Source organism: Streptomyces sp. NPDC038213 (assembly GCF_055600495.1).
Genome location: NZ_JBVJYM010000026.1, coordinates 79,892 through 93,432, shown reverse-complemented (window position 1 = coordinate 93,432; position 13,541 = coordinate 79,892). Strand labels below are relative to the sequence as shown.

The 13,541-nt window shown below is 76.6% G+C and carries 15 protein-coding genes; 10 read left to right on the top strand and 5 right to left on the bottom strand.

Annotated features, from left to right (window positions below; all coding sequences use genetic code 11):
• Positions 1 to 143: 143 nt before the first annotated feature.
• From ACZ7JZ_RS27910 to ACZ7JZ_RS27895, 4 genes are all read left to right on the top strand, one after another.
• Complete coding sequence (locus ACZ7JZ_RS27910; RefSeq protein WP_470943862.1) at positions 144 to 428, top strand: hypothetical protein; 285 nt, start codon at positions 144 to 146, stop codon at positions 426 to 428.
• 318 nt (positions 429 to 746) lie between these two features.
• Entirely contained in the window at positions 747 to 1,346 is a 600-nt protein-coding gene (locus tag ACZ7JZ_RS27905) for a hypothetical protein (protein ID WP_470943860.1), read from the top strand.
• Positions 1,347 to 1,470: 124 nt separating this feature from the next.
• Positions 1,471 to 1,968, top strand: coding sequence for a DUF2975 domain-containing protein (locus tag ACZ7JZ_RS27900; RefSeq protein ID WP_470943859.1), 498 nt, complete (start codon positions 1,471 to 1,473; stop codon positions 1,966 to 1,968).
• On the top strand, positions 1,968 to 2,279 hold the full coding sequence (locus ACZ7JZ_RS27895) for a helix-turn-helix domain-containing protein (RefSeq protein WP_470943858.1): 312 nt from the start codon (positions 1,968 to 1,970) through the stop codon (positions 2,277 to 2,279). The genes ACZ7JZ_RS27900 and ACZ7JZ_RS27895 overlap by 1 nt, the downstream gene beginning before the upstream one ends.
• On the opposite strand, the gene ACZ7JZ_RS27890 is transcribed toward ACZ7JZ_RS27895, so the two are convergent.
• Positions 2,272 to 3,129 (bottom strand): SDR family oxidoreductase, encoded by an 858-nt coding sequence (locus ACZ7JZ_RS27890; protein ID WP_470943856.1) that lies wholly within the window; start codon positions 3,127 to 3,129, stop codon positions 2,272 to 2,274. The genes ACZ7JZ_RS27895 and ACZ7JZ_RS27890 overlap by 8 nt on opposite strands.
• A 321-nt stretch (positions 3,130 to 3,450) precedes the next feature.
• Between ACZ7JZ_RS27890 and ACZ7JZ_RS27885 the strand changes: the two genes are divergently transcribed.
• The 5 genes from ACZ7JZ_RS27885 to ACZ7JZ_RS27865 are packed head-to-tail and all read left to right on the top strand — an operon-like array spanning position 3,451 to position 9,505.
• A complete protein-coding gene (locus ACZ7JZ_RS27885; RefSeq protein ID WP_470943854.1) occupies positions 3,451 to 3,771 on the top strand; it encodes an acyl carrier protein in 321 nt (106 codons plus the stop codon).
• On the top strand, positions 3,768 to 4,841 hold the full coding sequence (locus ACZ7JZ_RS27880) for a beta-ketoacyl-ACP synthase III (protein ID WP_470943853.1): 1,074 nt from the start codon (positions 3,768 to 3,770) through the stop codon (positions 4,839 to 4,841). Before ACZ7JZ_RS27885 ends, ACZ7JZ_RS27880 begins: the two co-directional genes overlap by 4 nt.
• A gap of 11 nt (positions 4,842 to 4,852) precedes the next feature.
• Positions 4,853 to 6,367 carry a condensation/DUF1298 domains-containing protein gene (locus tag ACZ7JZ_RS27875; RefSeq protein ID WP_470943852.1) on the top strand — a complete coding sequence of 505 codons (1,515 nt, stop codon included), beginning with the start codon at positions 4,853 to 4,855 and terminating at the stop codon, positions 6,365 to 6,367.
• 10 nt (positions 6,368 to 6,377) lie between these two features.
• On the top strand, positions 6,378 to 7,166 hold the full coding sequence (locus ACZ7JZ_RS27870; protein WP_470943850.1) for a lysophospholipid acyltransferase family protein: 789 nt from the start codon (positions 6,378 to 6,380) through the stop codon (positions 7,164 to 7,166).
• On the top strand, positions 7,163 to 9,505 hold the full coding sequence (locus ACZ7JZ_RS27865; RefSeq protein ID WP_470943848.1) for an MMPL family transporter: 2,343 nt from the start codon (positions 7,163 to 7,165) through the stop codon (positions 9,503 to 9,505). Before ACZ7JZ_RS27870 ends, ACZ7JZ_RS27865 begins: the two co-directional genes overlap by 4 nt.
• Here the strand turns inward: ACZ7JZ_RS27865 and ACZ7JZ_RS27860 are convergent.
• The 3 genes from ACZ7JZ_RS27860 to ACZ7JZ_RS27850 form a co-directional block, all read right to left on the bottom strand.
• On the bottom strand, positions 9,489 to 10,160 hold the full coding sequence (locus ACZ7JZ_RS27860) for a histidine phosphatase family protein (RefSeq protein ID WP_470943847.1): 672 nt from the start codon (positions 10,158 to 10,160) through the stop codon (positions 9,489 to 9,491). The two genes, ACZ7JZ_RS27865 and ACZ7JZ_RS27860, sit on opposite strands and share 17 nt — an antisense overlap.
• A 63-nt stretch (positions 10,161 to 10,223) precedes the next feature.
• The gene (locus ACZ7JZ_RS27855) at positions 10,224 to 11,033 is read right to left on the bottom strand and encodes a class I SAM-dependent methyltransferase (protein WP_470943845.1); all 810 of its coding nucleotides are present in this window, start codon (positions 11,031 to 11,033) and stop codon (positions 10,224 to 10,226) included.
• Positions 11,030 to 12,412: a BtaA family protein gene (locus ACZ7JZ_RS27850; RefSeq protein ID WP_470943844.1), complete on the bottom strand. Its 1,383-nt coding sequence runs from the start codon at positions 12,410 to 12,412 to the stop codon at positions 11,030 to 11,032. The genes ACZ7JZ_RS27855 and ACZ7JZ_RS27850 overlap by 4 nt, the downstream gene beginning before the upstream one ends.
• A gap of 165 nt (positions 12,413 to 12,577) precedes the next feature.
• Here ACZ7JZ_RS27850 and ACZ7JZ_RS27845 point away from each other — a divergent pair, with 165 nt between their 5' ends.
• Positions 12,578 to 12,835 (top strand): hypothetical protein, encoded by a 258-nt coding sequence (locus tag ACZ7JZ_RS27845; RefSeq protein ID WP_470943842.1) that lies wholly within the window; start codon positions 12,578 to 12,580, stop codon positions 12,833 to 12,835.
• Between the two features lie 3 nt (positions 12,836 to 12,838).
• On the opposite strand, the gene ACZ7JZ_RS27840 is transcribed toward ACZ7JZ_RS27845, so the two are convergent.
• Positions 12,839 to 13,534, bottom strand: coding sequence for a CGNR zinc finger domain-containing protein (locus tag ACZ7JZ_RS27840; protein WP_470943840.1), 696 nt, complete (start codon positions 13,532 to 13,534; stop codon positions 12,839 to 12,841).
• Positions 13,535 to 13,541: the final 7 nt, after the last annotated feature.

Sequence of the window (13,541 nt, the reverse complement as noted above, 5' to 3'; positions counted from 1 at the left end):
TGCGGTACCGCGTTGTGTGTCCCGAGTGCGCTGGGGAGGCGGAGTGTCTGGGGGTGCAGGCTCTGGTGGGTGGCGGGTTGCGCTGGGACGAGGAGTGGAGTTGCGGGGGCTGCGGGTTTGGGGCGGCCGTGTGCGGGGGTGAGGTGTCAGCGGAGGTGCGGGCGCTGCTGCTCGCCGGGTCGGGTTCGGGCGCCGGAGCGGCAGGGGGCGGCTCCGGCCGCGGGCCGGTCACGTTGCGGGTGGATCCGTCCGCCCGGCCTGCTGCCGTGATGCGGGTGCTGCGGGCCGGGCTGGGGCTCGGGATGGCTGAAGCCCGTGCCGTGTCGGGCGAGGTGGTTGCGGACCGGTACGTCGGGACCCTGCCCGAGGTCGAGTTCCTGGCGCGCCGGCTGCGGGAGGCGGGGATCGACGCGGTTGCGGCCGGGTGAGGGGGGTGGGGAGTGTCCCACCCGGACTCGGCGTCTGGACGGATCGTCACAGGGGCCGGCGGTCGGCCGCCAGTAGTGCGCCAACAGGGGTTGCAGGGGCGCCGGTTGGTGGCTCGTACGGGGGGCTAACCCGGCCAGGACGTCACTGGTGTCACAAGGGCAACTCTGACACCATTTCGGGCGAGATAAACGGAGTGTTGGGTGATGGCCAGTGATTTCGGCTGTCGTCCCCGTCATCGTCCGTTGTCCCGACAACCCCGTTACCCGTACCCCCGTCTCCGCCCGGCAGCAGTCGTGCGGAGGGAATCCGAGGCGATCTTGAAGACCTTACGGAACCGTGTCGCGCACCTGGCGGCCGTCGTGCTCGTGCTGCTCGGTGTGACGGCCGTCGCGGCCGCGCCGGCGCAGGCCGCGCCGCAGCGGGCCGCCGCCGGCAGTGCGACCGTCTGTTCCAACTCCCCGATACCCGCCGGGTGGGTCATCACCAGCTCGTACCGCAGCAGCGGCTGCCCCGGCACCGGGGTCTCGTACACGATCGCCGACTCGGCCGGGCAGAACTACCTCGTCGTGTGCTCCTTCTCCCCGATCCCGGCGGGCTGGGTGGTCGGGACCTCCTACTCCAGCGGCGGGTGCGCGGGCAGCGGGGTGGCGTACAGCATCAGCAACACGGCGGGCTCGAACTTCGCCAACGTGTGCTCCTTCTCGCCGATTCCGACCGGCTGGGTCGTCAGCAGCTCGCACTCGACCAGCAGCTGCGCGGGCAGCGGGGTGGCGTACAACATCAGCAACACCGCGGGCTCGAACTTCGCCTCCGTGTGCTCCTTCTCGCCCATCCCGGCCGGCTGGGTGATCACCAGCCAGTACCGGACCGGCAGCTGCGTCGGCAGCGGTTTCGCGTACAACATCAGCCGGACCTGACCGGCCCGCCACTGCCACCGGTAGCCCGCCCCCCGGTCCCGTGTCCGGAGGGCGGGCTCAGCGCTTGCCGCGGCTATCGAATATCGATAGATTCTCATCGTCGGTCGATAGAAAGGTGACGGTGATGGGAAGACTGGCGGTGCTCGCGCTGCGCGCGGTGATCGTGGTGCTGATCGGGGGGTCGCTGTTCGTCCAGGCGGTGCTCGTGCCCCTGTTGGGGACCGACCTCGACGAGGCGGGAGGGGAGCTCGAACACCTGCGGGTCCCGATCCTGTGCATCCTGGTCCTCGGGATCGCGGCCGCCCAGGTCGTCGCCGTGTGCGTCTGGAAGCTGGTCGCGATGGTGCGCCGGGGCACCGTCTTCTCGCCCGCGGCCTTCCGCTACGTGCACATCGTGATCGGCGCCCTCGTCGCGGCCGCGGTCCTGCTCTGCGCACTGGGGCTCCTCCTGGCGCCGGGCGAGGCCGTACCGCCTGGCATGATCTTGTTGCTGTGCGGTGCTGTCGTCGCGGTACTGGGGGTCGCCCTCATCGTGCTCGTGCTGCGGCTGCTGCTCGCCCAGGCCGTCGACCGCGACCGCGCGGCGGCGCAGATGGAGGCCGAGCTGGAAGAGGTGATCTGATGCCGATCGCCGTCGACATCGACGTGATGCTGGCGCGGCGGAAGATGTCCGTCGGCGAACTCGCCGAACGGGTCGGGATCACCCCGGCGAACCTGGCGGTCCTGAAGAACGGGCGGGCCAAGGCGGTACGTTTCACCACCCTGGCCGCCCTCTGCGAGGTGCTCGACTGCCAGCCGGGCGACCTGCTGCGCTGGGAACCCGGCCCCGAGGGCGAAGCGGAAGCCGCCGCGGGCGGCGGGGGAGCGGCCGAGGCGGCGGGACCGGCGGGATCGGCGCCGGCCGGGGCGGGAGCCGCCGGAGCCGTCAGCTGAAGTCCGCCGCGTGGTCCGCCGCCCACTGCCGGAACGGGCGGGCCGGAGTGCCCGTGATGCGCTCCACCTCGTCGTTCACCGGCTCCGGTGCGTCGAGCATCCGCGCCTGGGCCGGCAGGACGGCGTCCACGAGCACGGCCGGGTAGCCCGCGGCCCTCATCTCCGCGGCGGCCTCCTCCAGGGGCACCTCCTCGAACCGCACCGGCCGCCCGAGCGCCTCGCCGATCAGCGCCGCCTGCCGTTCCTGGGTGACCCGTTCGGGCCCGGTGATCACCGGGCGGGCCCCGGCCAGGTCCCCGGTCGTCAGCGCGTGCACGGCGACCGCGGCGATGTCCGCCTCGTGGATCAGCGGGCGGGCCAGGGCCGCCAGCGGCGCGCGTACGGTACCGGTGGTGCGGATCTGCTCCGCCCAGCCCAGGGTGTTGCCCGCGAAGCCGGTGGGCCGCAGCGCGGTCCATTCCAGGCCGGAGGCCTCGACCAGGCGCTCCAGCTCCGTGTGGAACTCGGTGATCGCCCCGCCCGCCCCGTCGCGGCCGCCCTCGCCCGCTCCGACCCCGGCGGAGGACAGGTACACCACCTTCCGCGCGTGCTTCCCGATCGCGTCGACCACGTCCGCCGCGCCCTCGGCCCCCAGGAACGGCCACACCAGGAAGACCGCGTCGATGCCCTCCAGGGCCGCGTCCAGCGAGGCCGGGGCGCCGAGATCGCCGCGTACCGCCTCCACGTCCGCCGGGAGCCGGTCCGCCCCGTCCCGCACGAGGGCCCGTACGGGGAGGCCCGCCGCCCGCAGCCGGGCCGCCACCGCGCCGCCGACCCTCCCGGTCGCACCGGTCACCAGGATCTTCGTCATTGGAACCTCCGTGTGTCGTCTCGCCGTTCGATGGCACGACTCTCGTACCTCGAGCAAGGTTGAGGTCAAGTGCGGGGCCCGGGCCGGGTCCCGCGTGCCGCCGTTCGGGTGCTGTGGGCGGTGTCCGGGGGTCGGGGTGTGGGTGCAGTGGAGTGATCGTGGGGGCGGTGGGGCGGGTCGGGTGTGGAAGGTTGGGTTCCGCTAGCGGGGCCGGCGAGGGTGGGGCAACTCCCCTCGGAACAGCGGCTCGTACAGAGGTCCGTACCTGCCCCGCGGCGCCCGGCACCCGGTTCGGCCGGGATGCGTCCACGAGGAGGACCCGTGACACCCACGTCCACGCCCACATCCGCGTCCGCCGACGTCATGTACGCCTGGCTGCGCGAGACCATGATCGAGACCCTGCGGCTGCCCGCCGGGGACATCCACCCCGGGGCCACGGGGGAGGAGGCCGGGCTGGACTCGCTCGCGGTGACCGAGCTCGTGCTCATCGTCCACGAGCGGTGGGCCGTCGCCCTCGACGAGGACGAGCTGTACGCGCTCGGCACGGTAGGCGAGATCGCCGCGTACGTGGCCGAACGGGTCCGCGCGGACGCCCGGTCCGCCCCGGCGGACGTCCGGCTCGCGCCCGCGGCCGGCCGGTGACCGCCGCCACCGGTCCCGGCCCGGCCGCCCGGCGGACCCCCGCCCGCCCCGGCCCGGCACCCGCCGCCGTCCTGTGCGGGCTCGGATCCTGGCTGCCCCCCACCGAGGTCGCGAACGAAGAGATCGCCGGGCGCCTCGGGGTCACCGACGACTGGATCCACCAGCGGACCGGCGTACGCAGCCGGCACCGCGCCGCACCCGGGTCCGCGACCGCCGACATGGCCGTCGAGGCTGGCGCCCGCGCCCTCAAGTCCCAGGCGGCGGAGGGCGAGACCCCGCCCGTCGACGCCGTCCTGCTCGCCACCGCCACCCCCGACCGGCTCTGCCCCTCCACCGCCCCCGCCGTCGCGGCCCGCCTCGGCCTGCGGGGCGCGGCCGCCCTGGACCTGTCGGCGGCCTGCTCGGGATTCGTGTACGCCCTCTCCGCGGCCGCCGGCCTGATCGCGGCCCGCACCTGCACCCGCGTCCTCGTCATCGGCGCGGACACCATGTCCGCCGTACTCGACCCCGACGACCGCGGTACGGCGCCCATCTTCGGAGACGGGGCCGGAGCCGCCGTCCTGCGCGCCGGCGACCCCGAAGAGCCGGGCGCCCTGGGTCCGTTCGTCCTCGGCAGCGACGGCGACGGGCCCCTCGCCGACCTGATCCACATCCCGGCGGGCGGCTCGCTCACCCGCTACGCGTACGACGGCGCCCACCCGAGCGCCCACCTCCGCATGGACGGCCGCGAGGTCTTCAAACGGGCCATGGAGCACATGGGCGCCGCCGTCACCGCAGCCGCGGCCCGCACCGGCTGGGACCTGGCCGGGGTCGACCGCTTCGCCATCCACCAGGCCAACGCCCGCATCTCGCGCGCCCTCGCCACCCGCCTCGGCGTCCCCGAGGACCGCTGGGTCTCCAACATCGAGCGCGTCGGCAACACCACCAGCGCCTCCGTCCCCCTGCTCCTCGACCACGCCCACGCGCAGGGCGGGCTGCGCCCCGGCCACCGGGTCGTGGTCGCGGCCTTCGGCGCCGGGCTGACCTGGGGGGCCACCAGCCTGGTCTGGCCCCGGCTGCACCGCGGTTGAGAGGGGGAGAGATGACGGATACGAGCGTGCGGACGGGTCCGGGTCCCGGGGTGTTCCCCGCGGTGGACCGGGTCATCGAGGAGATGGAGCGGGCGGGGGCCGGGCACGAGCTGCACATCGGCGCCGTCCTGGAGATGGACGGCCCGCGCCCGTCCCTCGACGAGGTGCGGGCGCACGTCCGGGAGCGGCTCGCGACCCTGTGGCCGGTGGCCGGGACCGCCGGCGGGGAGGCGGTCGGCCCCTTCGCGGGGGCTGCGGCGGACCTGTCCACGCGGGTGTTCGAGCTGGTGGTGCCCCGGGCGGGCGGGGCCGCGGGGCCCGGCGGCGCGAAGGGCGGGAAGGCGGCGCGGGGGACCGCGGGGCGGGACGAGGCCGGTGTCGGTGCCGAGGCCGAGGCCGGGGCCGAGGGGGCGTACGACGCGCTGCTCAACGTGCGCGTGCCCGGGGAGCCCGGCCGTTCCTGGGGGGTCTGGCTGGTCCACGGCCACGCCCCGGGCCGCTACCTCCTCTGCTACCGCGGGCACCACGCCCTCCACGACGGCAACGGCGTCGTCCGGCTCATGCGCCTGCTCTTCGGAGCGGGCGGCGGCGGCAGGGCAGCGGGGGTCCCCGCGCGCACCGGGGCCGGGGCCGACACGGGGCGGGGTACGGGTACGGGTACGGGCGCCGGCGGGGTCCGGCCGCGGGCCGCGGCGCGGCTCGCCGGGCAGGCCCGTTCGGCCGCCGCGTCCGTACCGCTGCTGCTGCCCGCGCCCCGGCGCCCGTTGCTCGACGGGGAGCGGGCCGGGCGGCTGCTGCTGTCCCGGGCGGCCGTACCGCTGGACCGGCTGCGGGCCACCTCCCGGCGGCTGGAGTGCTCCGTGCTCGACCTGCACCTCGCCGCCCTCTCGCACGCCGCGCAGGAACTCGACACCACCGGCTGGACGGAGGAGCGGCGGCGCTCGGCCCGCGGGATCGGGCTGCCGATCGCGCTCGGGCCGACCGAGCCGGGTCCGTACGCCGGGAACCGCTTCTCCGTGGCCCTGCTGAAGGTCCCCTGGCGGGAGGACGACCTGGTGCGCCGGGCCCGCCGGATCTCCCGGCAGACCGCCCGCTACCGCGACCCGGCCGTGCGCTGGGCGCTCGCCGCCTCCCTGGACCGGTTCGGCCCGGCCGGTACGAGGGCCCTGTCGGAACGCATCTTCGCCCGCTGCGGCATGCAGACCACCGTCCTGTCCTCGGTCGCCGACCTCGGCTTCGGGGGCCGTACCGCCCTCCAGGTCACCGGGCTGAACTGCCTCCCCGCCCACTTCCCCCACCAGTCCGCCCTGACCCTGGGGCGCGAGCTCGCCGTCTGCGCCTTCACGGCGGACGCGGCCGTCCCGGGGGCCCGGACGGTGGCCCGGCACTGGCGCGCGGGGCTCGACGTCCTGGCCGCGGCGGCGGGGCTGGGGGTGGTCTCCGCGGCCCGGTTGGACAGCGCTTCCGGCGGTTCCGGCAGTCGTTCCGGAAGCCGTTCGAGCAGTCGTTCCGGTTCCGCCCGCTGAGGCCGGGCCCGTGACCACGTACCGGACCGCCCGCGCCCTCATGCGCCTCGCCTCCGCCACCCTCTGCCCGACCACCGTCGAGGGCGCCCACCACGTCCCGCACGGGAACCCGCGGGACGGGCAGCGGCGGCCGGTGGTCCTGGCCGGCAACCACCTCTCCGCCTGCGACACCTTCTTCCTCATGGCCGCCCTGCCCCGGCGCCGCCTGGTCTTCCTCGGCAAACAGGAGTACTTCCACATGCCCGGCCCCACCGGCCTCCTCACCCGCGCCCTGTGCACGGGCCTCGGCCTGCTGCCCGTGGACCGGCAGGGCGGCCCCGCGGCCGCCCGCGCACTGCTCGCCACCGGTACGGCCGCCCTGGACCGCGGCGCGGCGCTCGCCCTTTACCCGGAGGGGACGCGTTCGCCGGACGGGCTGCTCCACCGCGGGCGGCCCGGAGCGGCCGGGCTCGCCCTGCTGTCGGGGGCGCCGCTGGTGCCGTTCGGGATCACCGGCACCGACCGCGTCCAGCCCGTGGGCCGCTCCGGGCTCCGGCCGCACCCGGTCACCGTGCGGTTCGGGGAGCCGCTGCCCTGCGAGGAGTTCCGGCGGCGTCCGGCCCGGCCCGACGGCCTCCCCAGCGCCGCGACGCTCCGCGAGCTCACGCTGCTGCTGATGCGGACGATCGCGGAACTCTCCGGGCAGCGGTACGTCGACTCCTTCGCGGCCCGCCCCGCCGCCCGGCCATCAGCCCCCACAGGCGCGTCCGCGTCCGTATCCGCATCCGCATCCGCGCACGGACGAGGCGCGGCCCGGTGACGGGCGGCCCCGCCCGCCCCGAAGCCCCGCCCCCGCCCTCGTCCCTGCCCCTGCCCCTGTGCCACCCCGTACGGACCCTCTCCGCCGCCGTCCTCCTGCTGTTCCTCTCCGCCGTCCTCGCCCTCGGCGCCGCCGAGCGCCTGCACCACGGCGGGACCACCGCCCCCGGCGCCGCCTCCGCCCGCGCGGAAGAGCTCCTGACCACGCAGTTCCGCGCCGGGAACCCGACCGTCACCCTCGTGGCCACGGCCCCCCGCGTCGACGATCCCGCCGTCGTACGGGCCGGTACCGCGCTCACCGCGCGCGCCCGCGGCCTGCCCCGGGTGGTCTCCGTCCGCTCGTACTGGACGGAGCGCGACCCGAACCTCCGCGGGCGCAGCGGGGGTTCGGCGCTGGTCCTGCTGCGGGTGGCCACCTCCGAGGCGACGGCGCTGCGCGACGTGGAGCCGGTGGTGCGGGCCCTCACCGGCCGGCACGGGCCGCTGACCGTCGCCGCGACCGGGCCGACCCCCGTCGGCCTCGCCATCGAACGGCAGAGCCGCACCGACCTCCTGCGCACCGAACTCCTCGCCGCCCCGCTCGCGGCCGCCGTGCTCGTGGCCGTCTTCGGCAGCGCCGCCGCGGCGCTGCTCGCCCTGCTCCTGGGGCTGACGGCGGTCGCGGCCGCCACCGCGCTGCTCGGCCAACTCGCCCGGTACACCGAGGTGTCCGTCATCGCGCTGAACCTCACCACCGCCCTCGGCTTCGCCCTCACCATCGACTTCAGCCTCTTCCTGCTGTCCCGCTACCGCGAGGAGCGGCGGCGCACCGGTTGCGGCGGCCGGTCCGACCGCGCCGCGCTCGCCGCCGCCCTCGCCACCGCGGTCCGCACCACCGGCCGGGCCGTGGTCTGCTCGGCCCTCACCGTGGTCGCCGGGCTGTCCGCCCTGCTCTTCTTCCCGCAGTCCATGCTGCGTTCGGTCGCGTACGGCGGTATCGCCGTGGTCTGCGCCGGGGCCCTCCTGGCCCTGACCGCGCTGCCCGCCGCCCTGCTGCTGCTCGGCCCGCGCATCGACCGGCGCCCGCGCCGGACCCGCCGGAGGCGGCCCGCCCGCGGACCGGAGCCGGTGCAGGAGGGCCGCTGGTACCGCGCCGGGCAGGCGGTCATGCGCCGCCCCCTCGCCGCCGCCCTGGGCTCGGCGGTCCTGCTCGGCGCCCTCGTCCTGCCCTTCGCGGGGGTCCGCTTCGGCACCTTCGACGACCGGGCCCTGCCCGCCGCCGCCCCCGAGCGCCGGGCCACCGACACCCTCCGCACCGATTTCGACTACCTCGCCTTCCACCCCCTCCAAGTCGTCCTCCCCGGCCTCACCGCCCGCCCCGCTGACGGCCCCGGGAACGGCCCCGGGAACGGCCCCGGGAACGGCGCGCTCGACGGCTACGCCCGCCGCCTCTCCACCACCCCCCACGTCACCGCCGTCCACACCGCCACCGGCAGCTACGCCCGCGGCCGCCTGCGCCAGGCCCCCGGCCCGCAGCACCGCCCGTACGCCTCCGCCGCCGGGACCTGGGCCGCCGTGGTCACCGACGTCGGCCCCGAAACCCCGGAGGGCGCGGACACCGCCCGCGCGGTACGGGCGGTCCCCGCCCCCGTACCGGTCCTGGTCGGCGGTACGCAGGCCTGGCTCGCCGAGCTCCAGGACGGCATCGGCGGCCGGCTGCCCGCCGCCCTGGCCTTCCTCGCCGCGGCCACCCTGCCCGTACTCGCCTGGTGCACGCGCAGCCTGCTGCTCCCGCTGAAGGCCCTGGCGCTCAACCTGCTGAGCCTGACCGCGGCCTTCGGGGTGCTGGTGCTGGTCTTCCAGCAGGGGTACGGGGGCGGGCTCCTCGGGGAGTTCGCCGTCACCGGGGTCACCGACACCCTGGTGCCCGTGCTCGTGCTGTGCGTGGCCTTCGGGGTGTCGATGGACTACGAGGTGCTGCTGCTCTCGCGGACCGCCGAGGAGCGCGCGGCGGGTGCGACCACCCGGGAGGCGGTGGCGCGGGCGGTGCAGCGGACGGCCGGGCTGTTCACGGCCTCCGCGCTGGTCCTGACCGTGGTGATGGCGGCGCTGGCCGCCTCCGACCTGCTGCTCCTCAAGGTGGTCGGGGTGACCCTGGCCGTCGCCGTGGCCGTGGACGCGACCCTGATCCGGCTGGTGCTCGCACCGGCCCTGATCGCACTGATGGGGCGGGCGAACTGGTGGCTGCCGTCGCTGCCGTCGGGGCTCCGCCGGAAGGAAGCCGCGGGGGGAGTCGCGGGGGGAGCCACGAGCGGAGCCCCCGCGGCGGAGCCCCGTCCGGAGGTCACCCCCTCCCGCTGACCCCGGCGCCCGCCCGTACCTCCGCTTCCCCGGCCGGGGCTGCCGCCGGGACCGCCGCCCCGCTCCACGACAGCGCCCGCCACCCGCGCCCCGGATCCCCCTCCAGCACCACCACGCCCCCGTTCGGCACCTCGTGGGCCGTGGCGAACTCCACCGGCACGTTGGCGACCCGCGCGGCCGTCCACACCCGGAACGCCGTCCCGTGCGCCACCACCGCCACCGTGTCCGCCCCGCAGCCCGCCGCCTCCGCCACCACGGCGTCGTACCGGGCCAGGAACTCCGCCCCGTCCTCCCCGCCCGGCATCCGCAGCCCCGTACGGCCCGAGGCCCAGGCCACGGCCGTGCGCAGGTACGCGCCGACGGCTTCGGCGTCGCCGCGGCCCTCGTACGCGCCCGCCGCCAGCTCGCGCAGGCCCTCCCGCAGCCGGACCTCCAGGCCGAGGGCCGCCGCGAGCGGGGCCGCGGTCCCGCGGGCCCTCGGCAGCGGGGAGGCGTACAGGGCGCGTACGTCCTCCCCGGCCGCCGCCAGCAGGGCGGGGAGCGCGGCCGCCTGCCGCAGGCCCTGCGGGGTGAGCGGGGAGCCGGGGGCGGCGGTGTCGAGGAGGTGCTCGAGGTTGGCGGCGGTCTCGCCGTGGCGGATCAGGAGCAGGCGCACGGCGGCGGTCCTCCGGGGTCGGGGGCAGGTCTGCGGTGACGGGACTGGACTGGACTGGTACGGCTAGGGAGACGGGCTCGGTGCCGGTACGGCGGTCGGCTTGCGGCCGAGGAAGAGGTAGTGCGGGACGCGCGCGGGCAGGTAGGCGACCCGCGCCAGCCGCTCCGAGAGGTGGACGGTCTCGAACCGGGCCCGGAGGAAGGGCAGGTGGTCGGGGGACAGGTACACGTCGTTGTGCGCGAACCACAGCGGCCACAGGTGCCGCCGCCACAGCGCGTGCCGGGCCATCCCCGGCGCCGGGCGCCTGCGCGCGACGTGGAAGTCGCAGACGGCGAGGGTGCCGCCGGGCCGCAGCAGCGCGTACGCGCGCTCCACGGCCGCGAACCAGTCCGGCACCATCGTCAGCACGTACGAGAAGACCACCACGTCGGCGGGTTCCGTCCCCTCCGGGGGCCGGTAGCGGGTCGCGTCCCCCGCCACCGCCTCGACGTTGCGCCACCCGTGCCGTTCGATGCGCCCGCGCGCCACCCGCAGCATCGAGGGGGACACGTCCACGACCGTGATGCGGCTGCACGCGGAGCGCGAACTCTCCTCCAGGTGCTCGATGTTGGCGCCGGTTCCGCCGCCCAGATCGACCACCCGGTCGCCCGGCGAGAGCGGCAGCATCCGCATCAGCTCGCGGCGGCCGTGCAGCAGCCGGTCGTCGGCGCGGAAGGCGTCGTAGACGTGCGCGGTGGGCCCGTAGTACGACTCCATGCGCTCGGCGGCGGTGGTGCCGCGGGTCCGGGGGAACACCATGTGGCGGACCGTGCGCAGCTCCCCGCGGAGGCCGCCGGCCGTGCTCCCGGCGCCCTGGGCGGTCCGGGCCGTCACGGCAGGTCCGCGATGTGGAAGCTGCCGTAGGTGTGGACCCGGTCGCGCTGGTGCAGCGCGCGGGCCTGCTCGGGGTGCCGGTGCAGCAGGTCGACCAGGCGCCGCGTACGGCCCTCGTGGACCACGCGCACGGGGTCCAGGTAGCGGGTGCGGAGTCCGGCGCTGCGGTAGATGACCCGGGCCCCGGGGCGGGCGGCGCCGAGGATCGCCTGCCACTCGCGGGCCAGCGCGGGCTGGTCGGCCCACCCCATCCAGTCCATGTGGTCGAGCAGGACAAACTTTGAAACGCCAGCCGCGCCAGGCACACCGGTCACCCCGCCCGCCGCCGAACCGCCTTCCGCTGGCGGGCCGTTCACAGCCGACCCGCCGCCCGCCGGGCCGCTGGCCCGCGCCCCGCCCCTGCCTGCGCGGCCCTCCCCGCGCAGGTAGGCCGTCACGGTCCCCGTCCGCACCTCCAGCCGGGGCAGGGCCTCCCGCAGCCGGGCGAAGTTCTCCGCCTTGAGGTACTCGGGGCAGCAGTCCGGTGTGTACGAGCCCATGACGTACGCGCGCCAGAAGTAGTTGTCGGCCAGCGGCAGCCGCCCGAACACGGCGTCGAACCCGTCGTGCACGAGCCGCGCGGGCCCGCCCGGGTACTCCTCGCTGATCTCCCGCCGCTGCTGGGGCGGTACGCCGGCCAGGCAGAGCGCCGTCGGGCGGGCGGCCAGCCGGGCCACCGTCCACAGGGGGGCGCGCAGCCGGGACTCGTACACCTCCCGCTGCCGCTCCGGGGTCGGCGCCGCGAACAGCTCCTCGAAGGCCGGTCCGAGGCCCTGTACGCGCCGCAGGACGAGCATCAGCGCCCGCGCGAGCAGCCCCGAAGTGCCCCGGTAGTAGAAGGAGTCGGCGCGGGAGGCGCTGCTGCCCGCGAACATGCCGATGTGCCCGTCCCAGTAGCGGCGGGCGGGCGCGGTCAGCTCCGCGCGCAGGGCGTCCCCGTACATCTCGCGGGCGCGGGCCGAGCGGCCCCGCCCGAACAGCTCGAAGAACTCGCCGTGCGAGAGGCGGCGGATGCCGGCCCGCTTGAGCTCCAGCAGGGCGCCCTGGCGGGGGTTGACGTCCACGGCCGTGACCCGGCCGGCTCCGGCGAGCAGGTAGTCGAGGGCGTTGCAGCCGCCGCTGGTGATGACGAGGACGTGGTCACCGGGCCCGAGGCCGAGGGCGGCGCGGTCGAGCGCCGGGTCCTCCCAGCAGGCGTTGTAGACCAGGTTGCGGCCGTGGAGCGCGGAGAAGAGCCGGCCGACGGGCGAGGGGTACGGGGGCGGGGGCGCGGGGTGCACGGCGGGCGCAGGGGGGTGCACGGCGGTGGAGTACGAGCGCGCGGGGGCGGTGGAGGGCACGGCGACCACCCTGGGTGCCGGGCACCCCCGGAGGGAAATCCCGCCGGGCGAACATTGCGCCACCCGGCCGAACCGCGGCCGCGCTCCGTGCCCCGGCCGGATGACGCGGCCCCGTCCCGCGCGTCCGCGGCCGCCTCCTGCGGCCCGTGCGGGAACGATGCGGGCATGCCCGCACCCAGGATCGTGACCCTGCTCCCCGTACCGCCGGCGGCCGGAGCTGCCGGAGCCGCCGGAACTGCCGTCGGCTGGGCGGCAGTCGCCCTCATCACCACCCTCGCCGTGGGCGCCACCGCGGTCGTCACCGCGACCGCAGCCGCCGCCGGCTCCGGGGCGGGGGGTCCGCGCGCCGCCCGGGCGCCGCGGCCGGTGCCCCGACGGCCCCGCCGGCCGCGTCTGCCCCTGCCCCTGCTGCTGATCCCCTGACGGTCAGGCGGGCGGCCCGGCGGCCGTCTCCGGCCCGGCGGCCGCCCCCGGGGCCGTCCCCGTGTCCGCGTCGGCCGCCGACCGCGCGCGCCGGTGCGCCGCGACGCGTTCGCGGGTCGCGCAGCGGCGGGAGCAGTAGCGGCGTTCGGGGCCGCTGCCCTGGGTGACGAACACGTTCCCGCAGGCGGGGGAGGCGCAGATCCGGCCGGGCGGGCGCTGGTGGTCCCAGAGGAGGACGGTCAGCGCCATGCAGGAGGAGGCGAGCAGCCACTCGTCCCAGGGGGCGTCGTCGTCGCGGTCGAGGTGCGGGTGCCAGGGGGTGGTGCCGCTGTGGGAGCTGAGGCGGAGGGTGCCGGTGTGCCTGTCCAGGAGGCCGTTGAGGGCGGCTGCGGCCCCGTCGGTGTGCTCGGCGGCGAAGACCGGGCGCAGGAGTTCCGCCGCCGCGCGCATCGCGGTGACGTCGGCGGGGGTCAGTTCGACCGGCTCCGGCTCCCCGTAGGCGCGGAGCACGGCGGCGAGGGCCTCCGGGGAGGGCGGGGCGGCCGCAGCGGGCTTCCGGCCCGGGTCCGCGTCCGCGAGGGCGTTGAGCAGGGCGGCGGTGCGCTGGGCCGTGGCCAGTACGGAGTGCCGGGTGGACCGGTCGGCGGATGCGGGGGCCGGGATACCGGGGGTGGGGTACACGGGCCGAATGTAACGCATCTTGTGG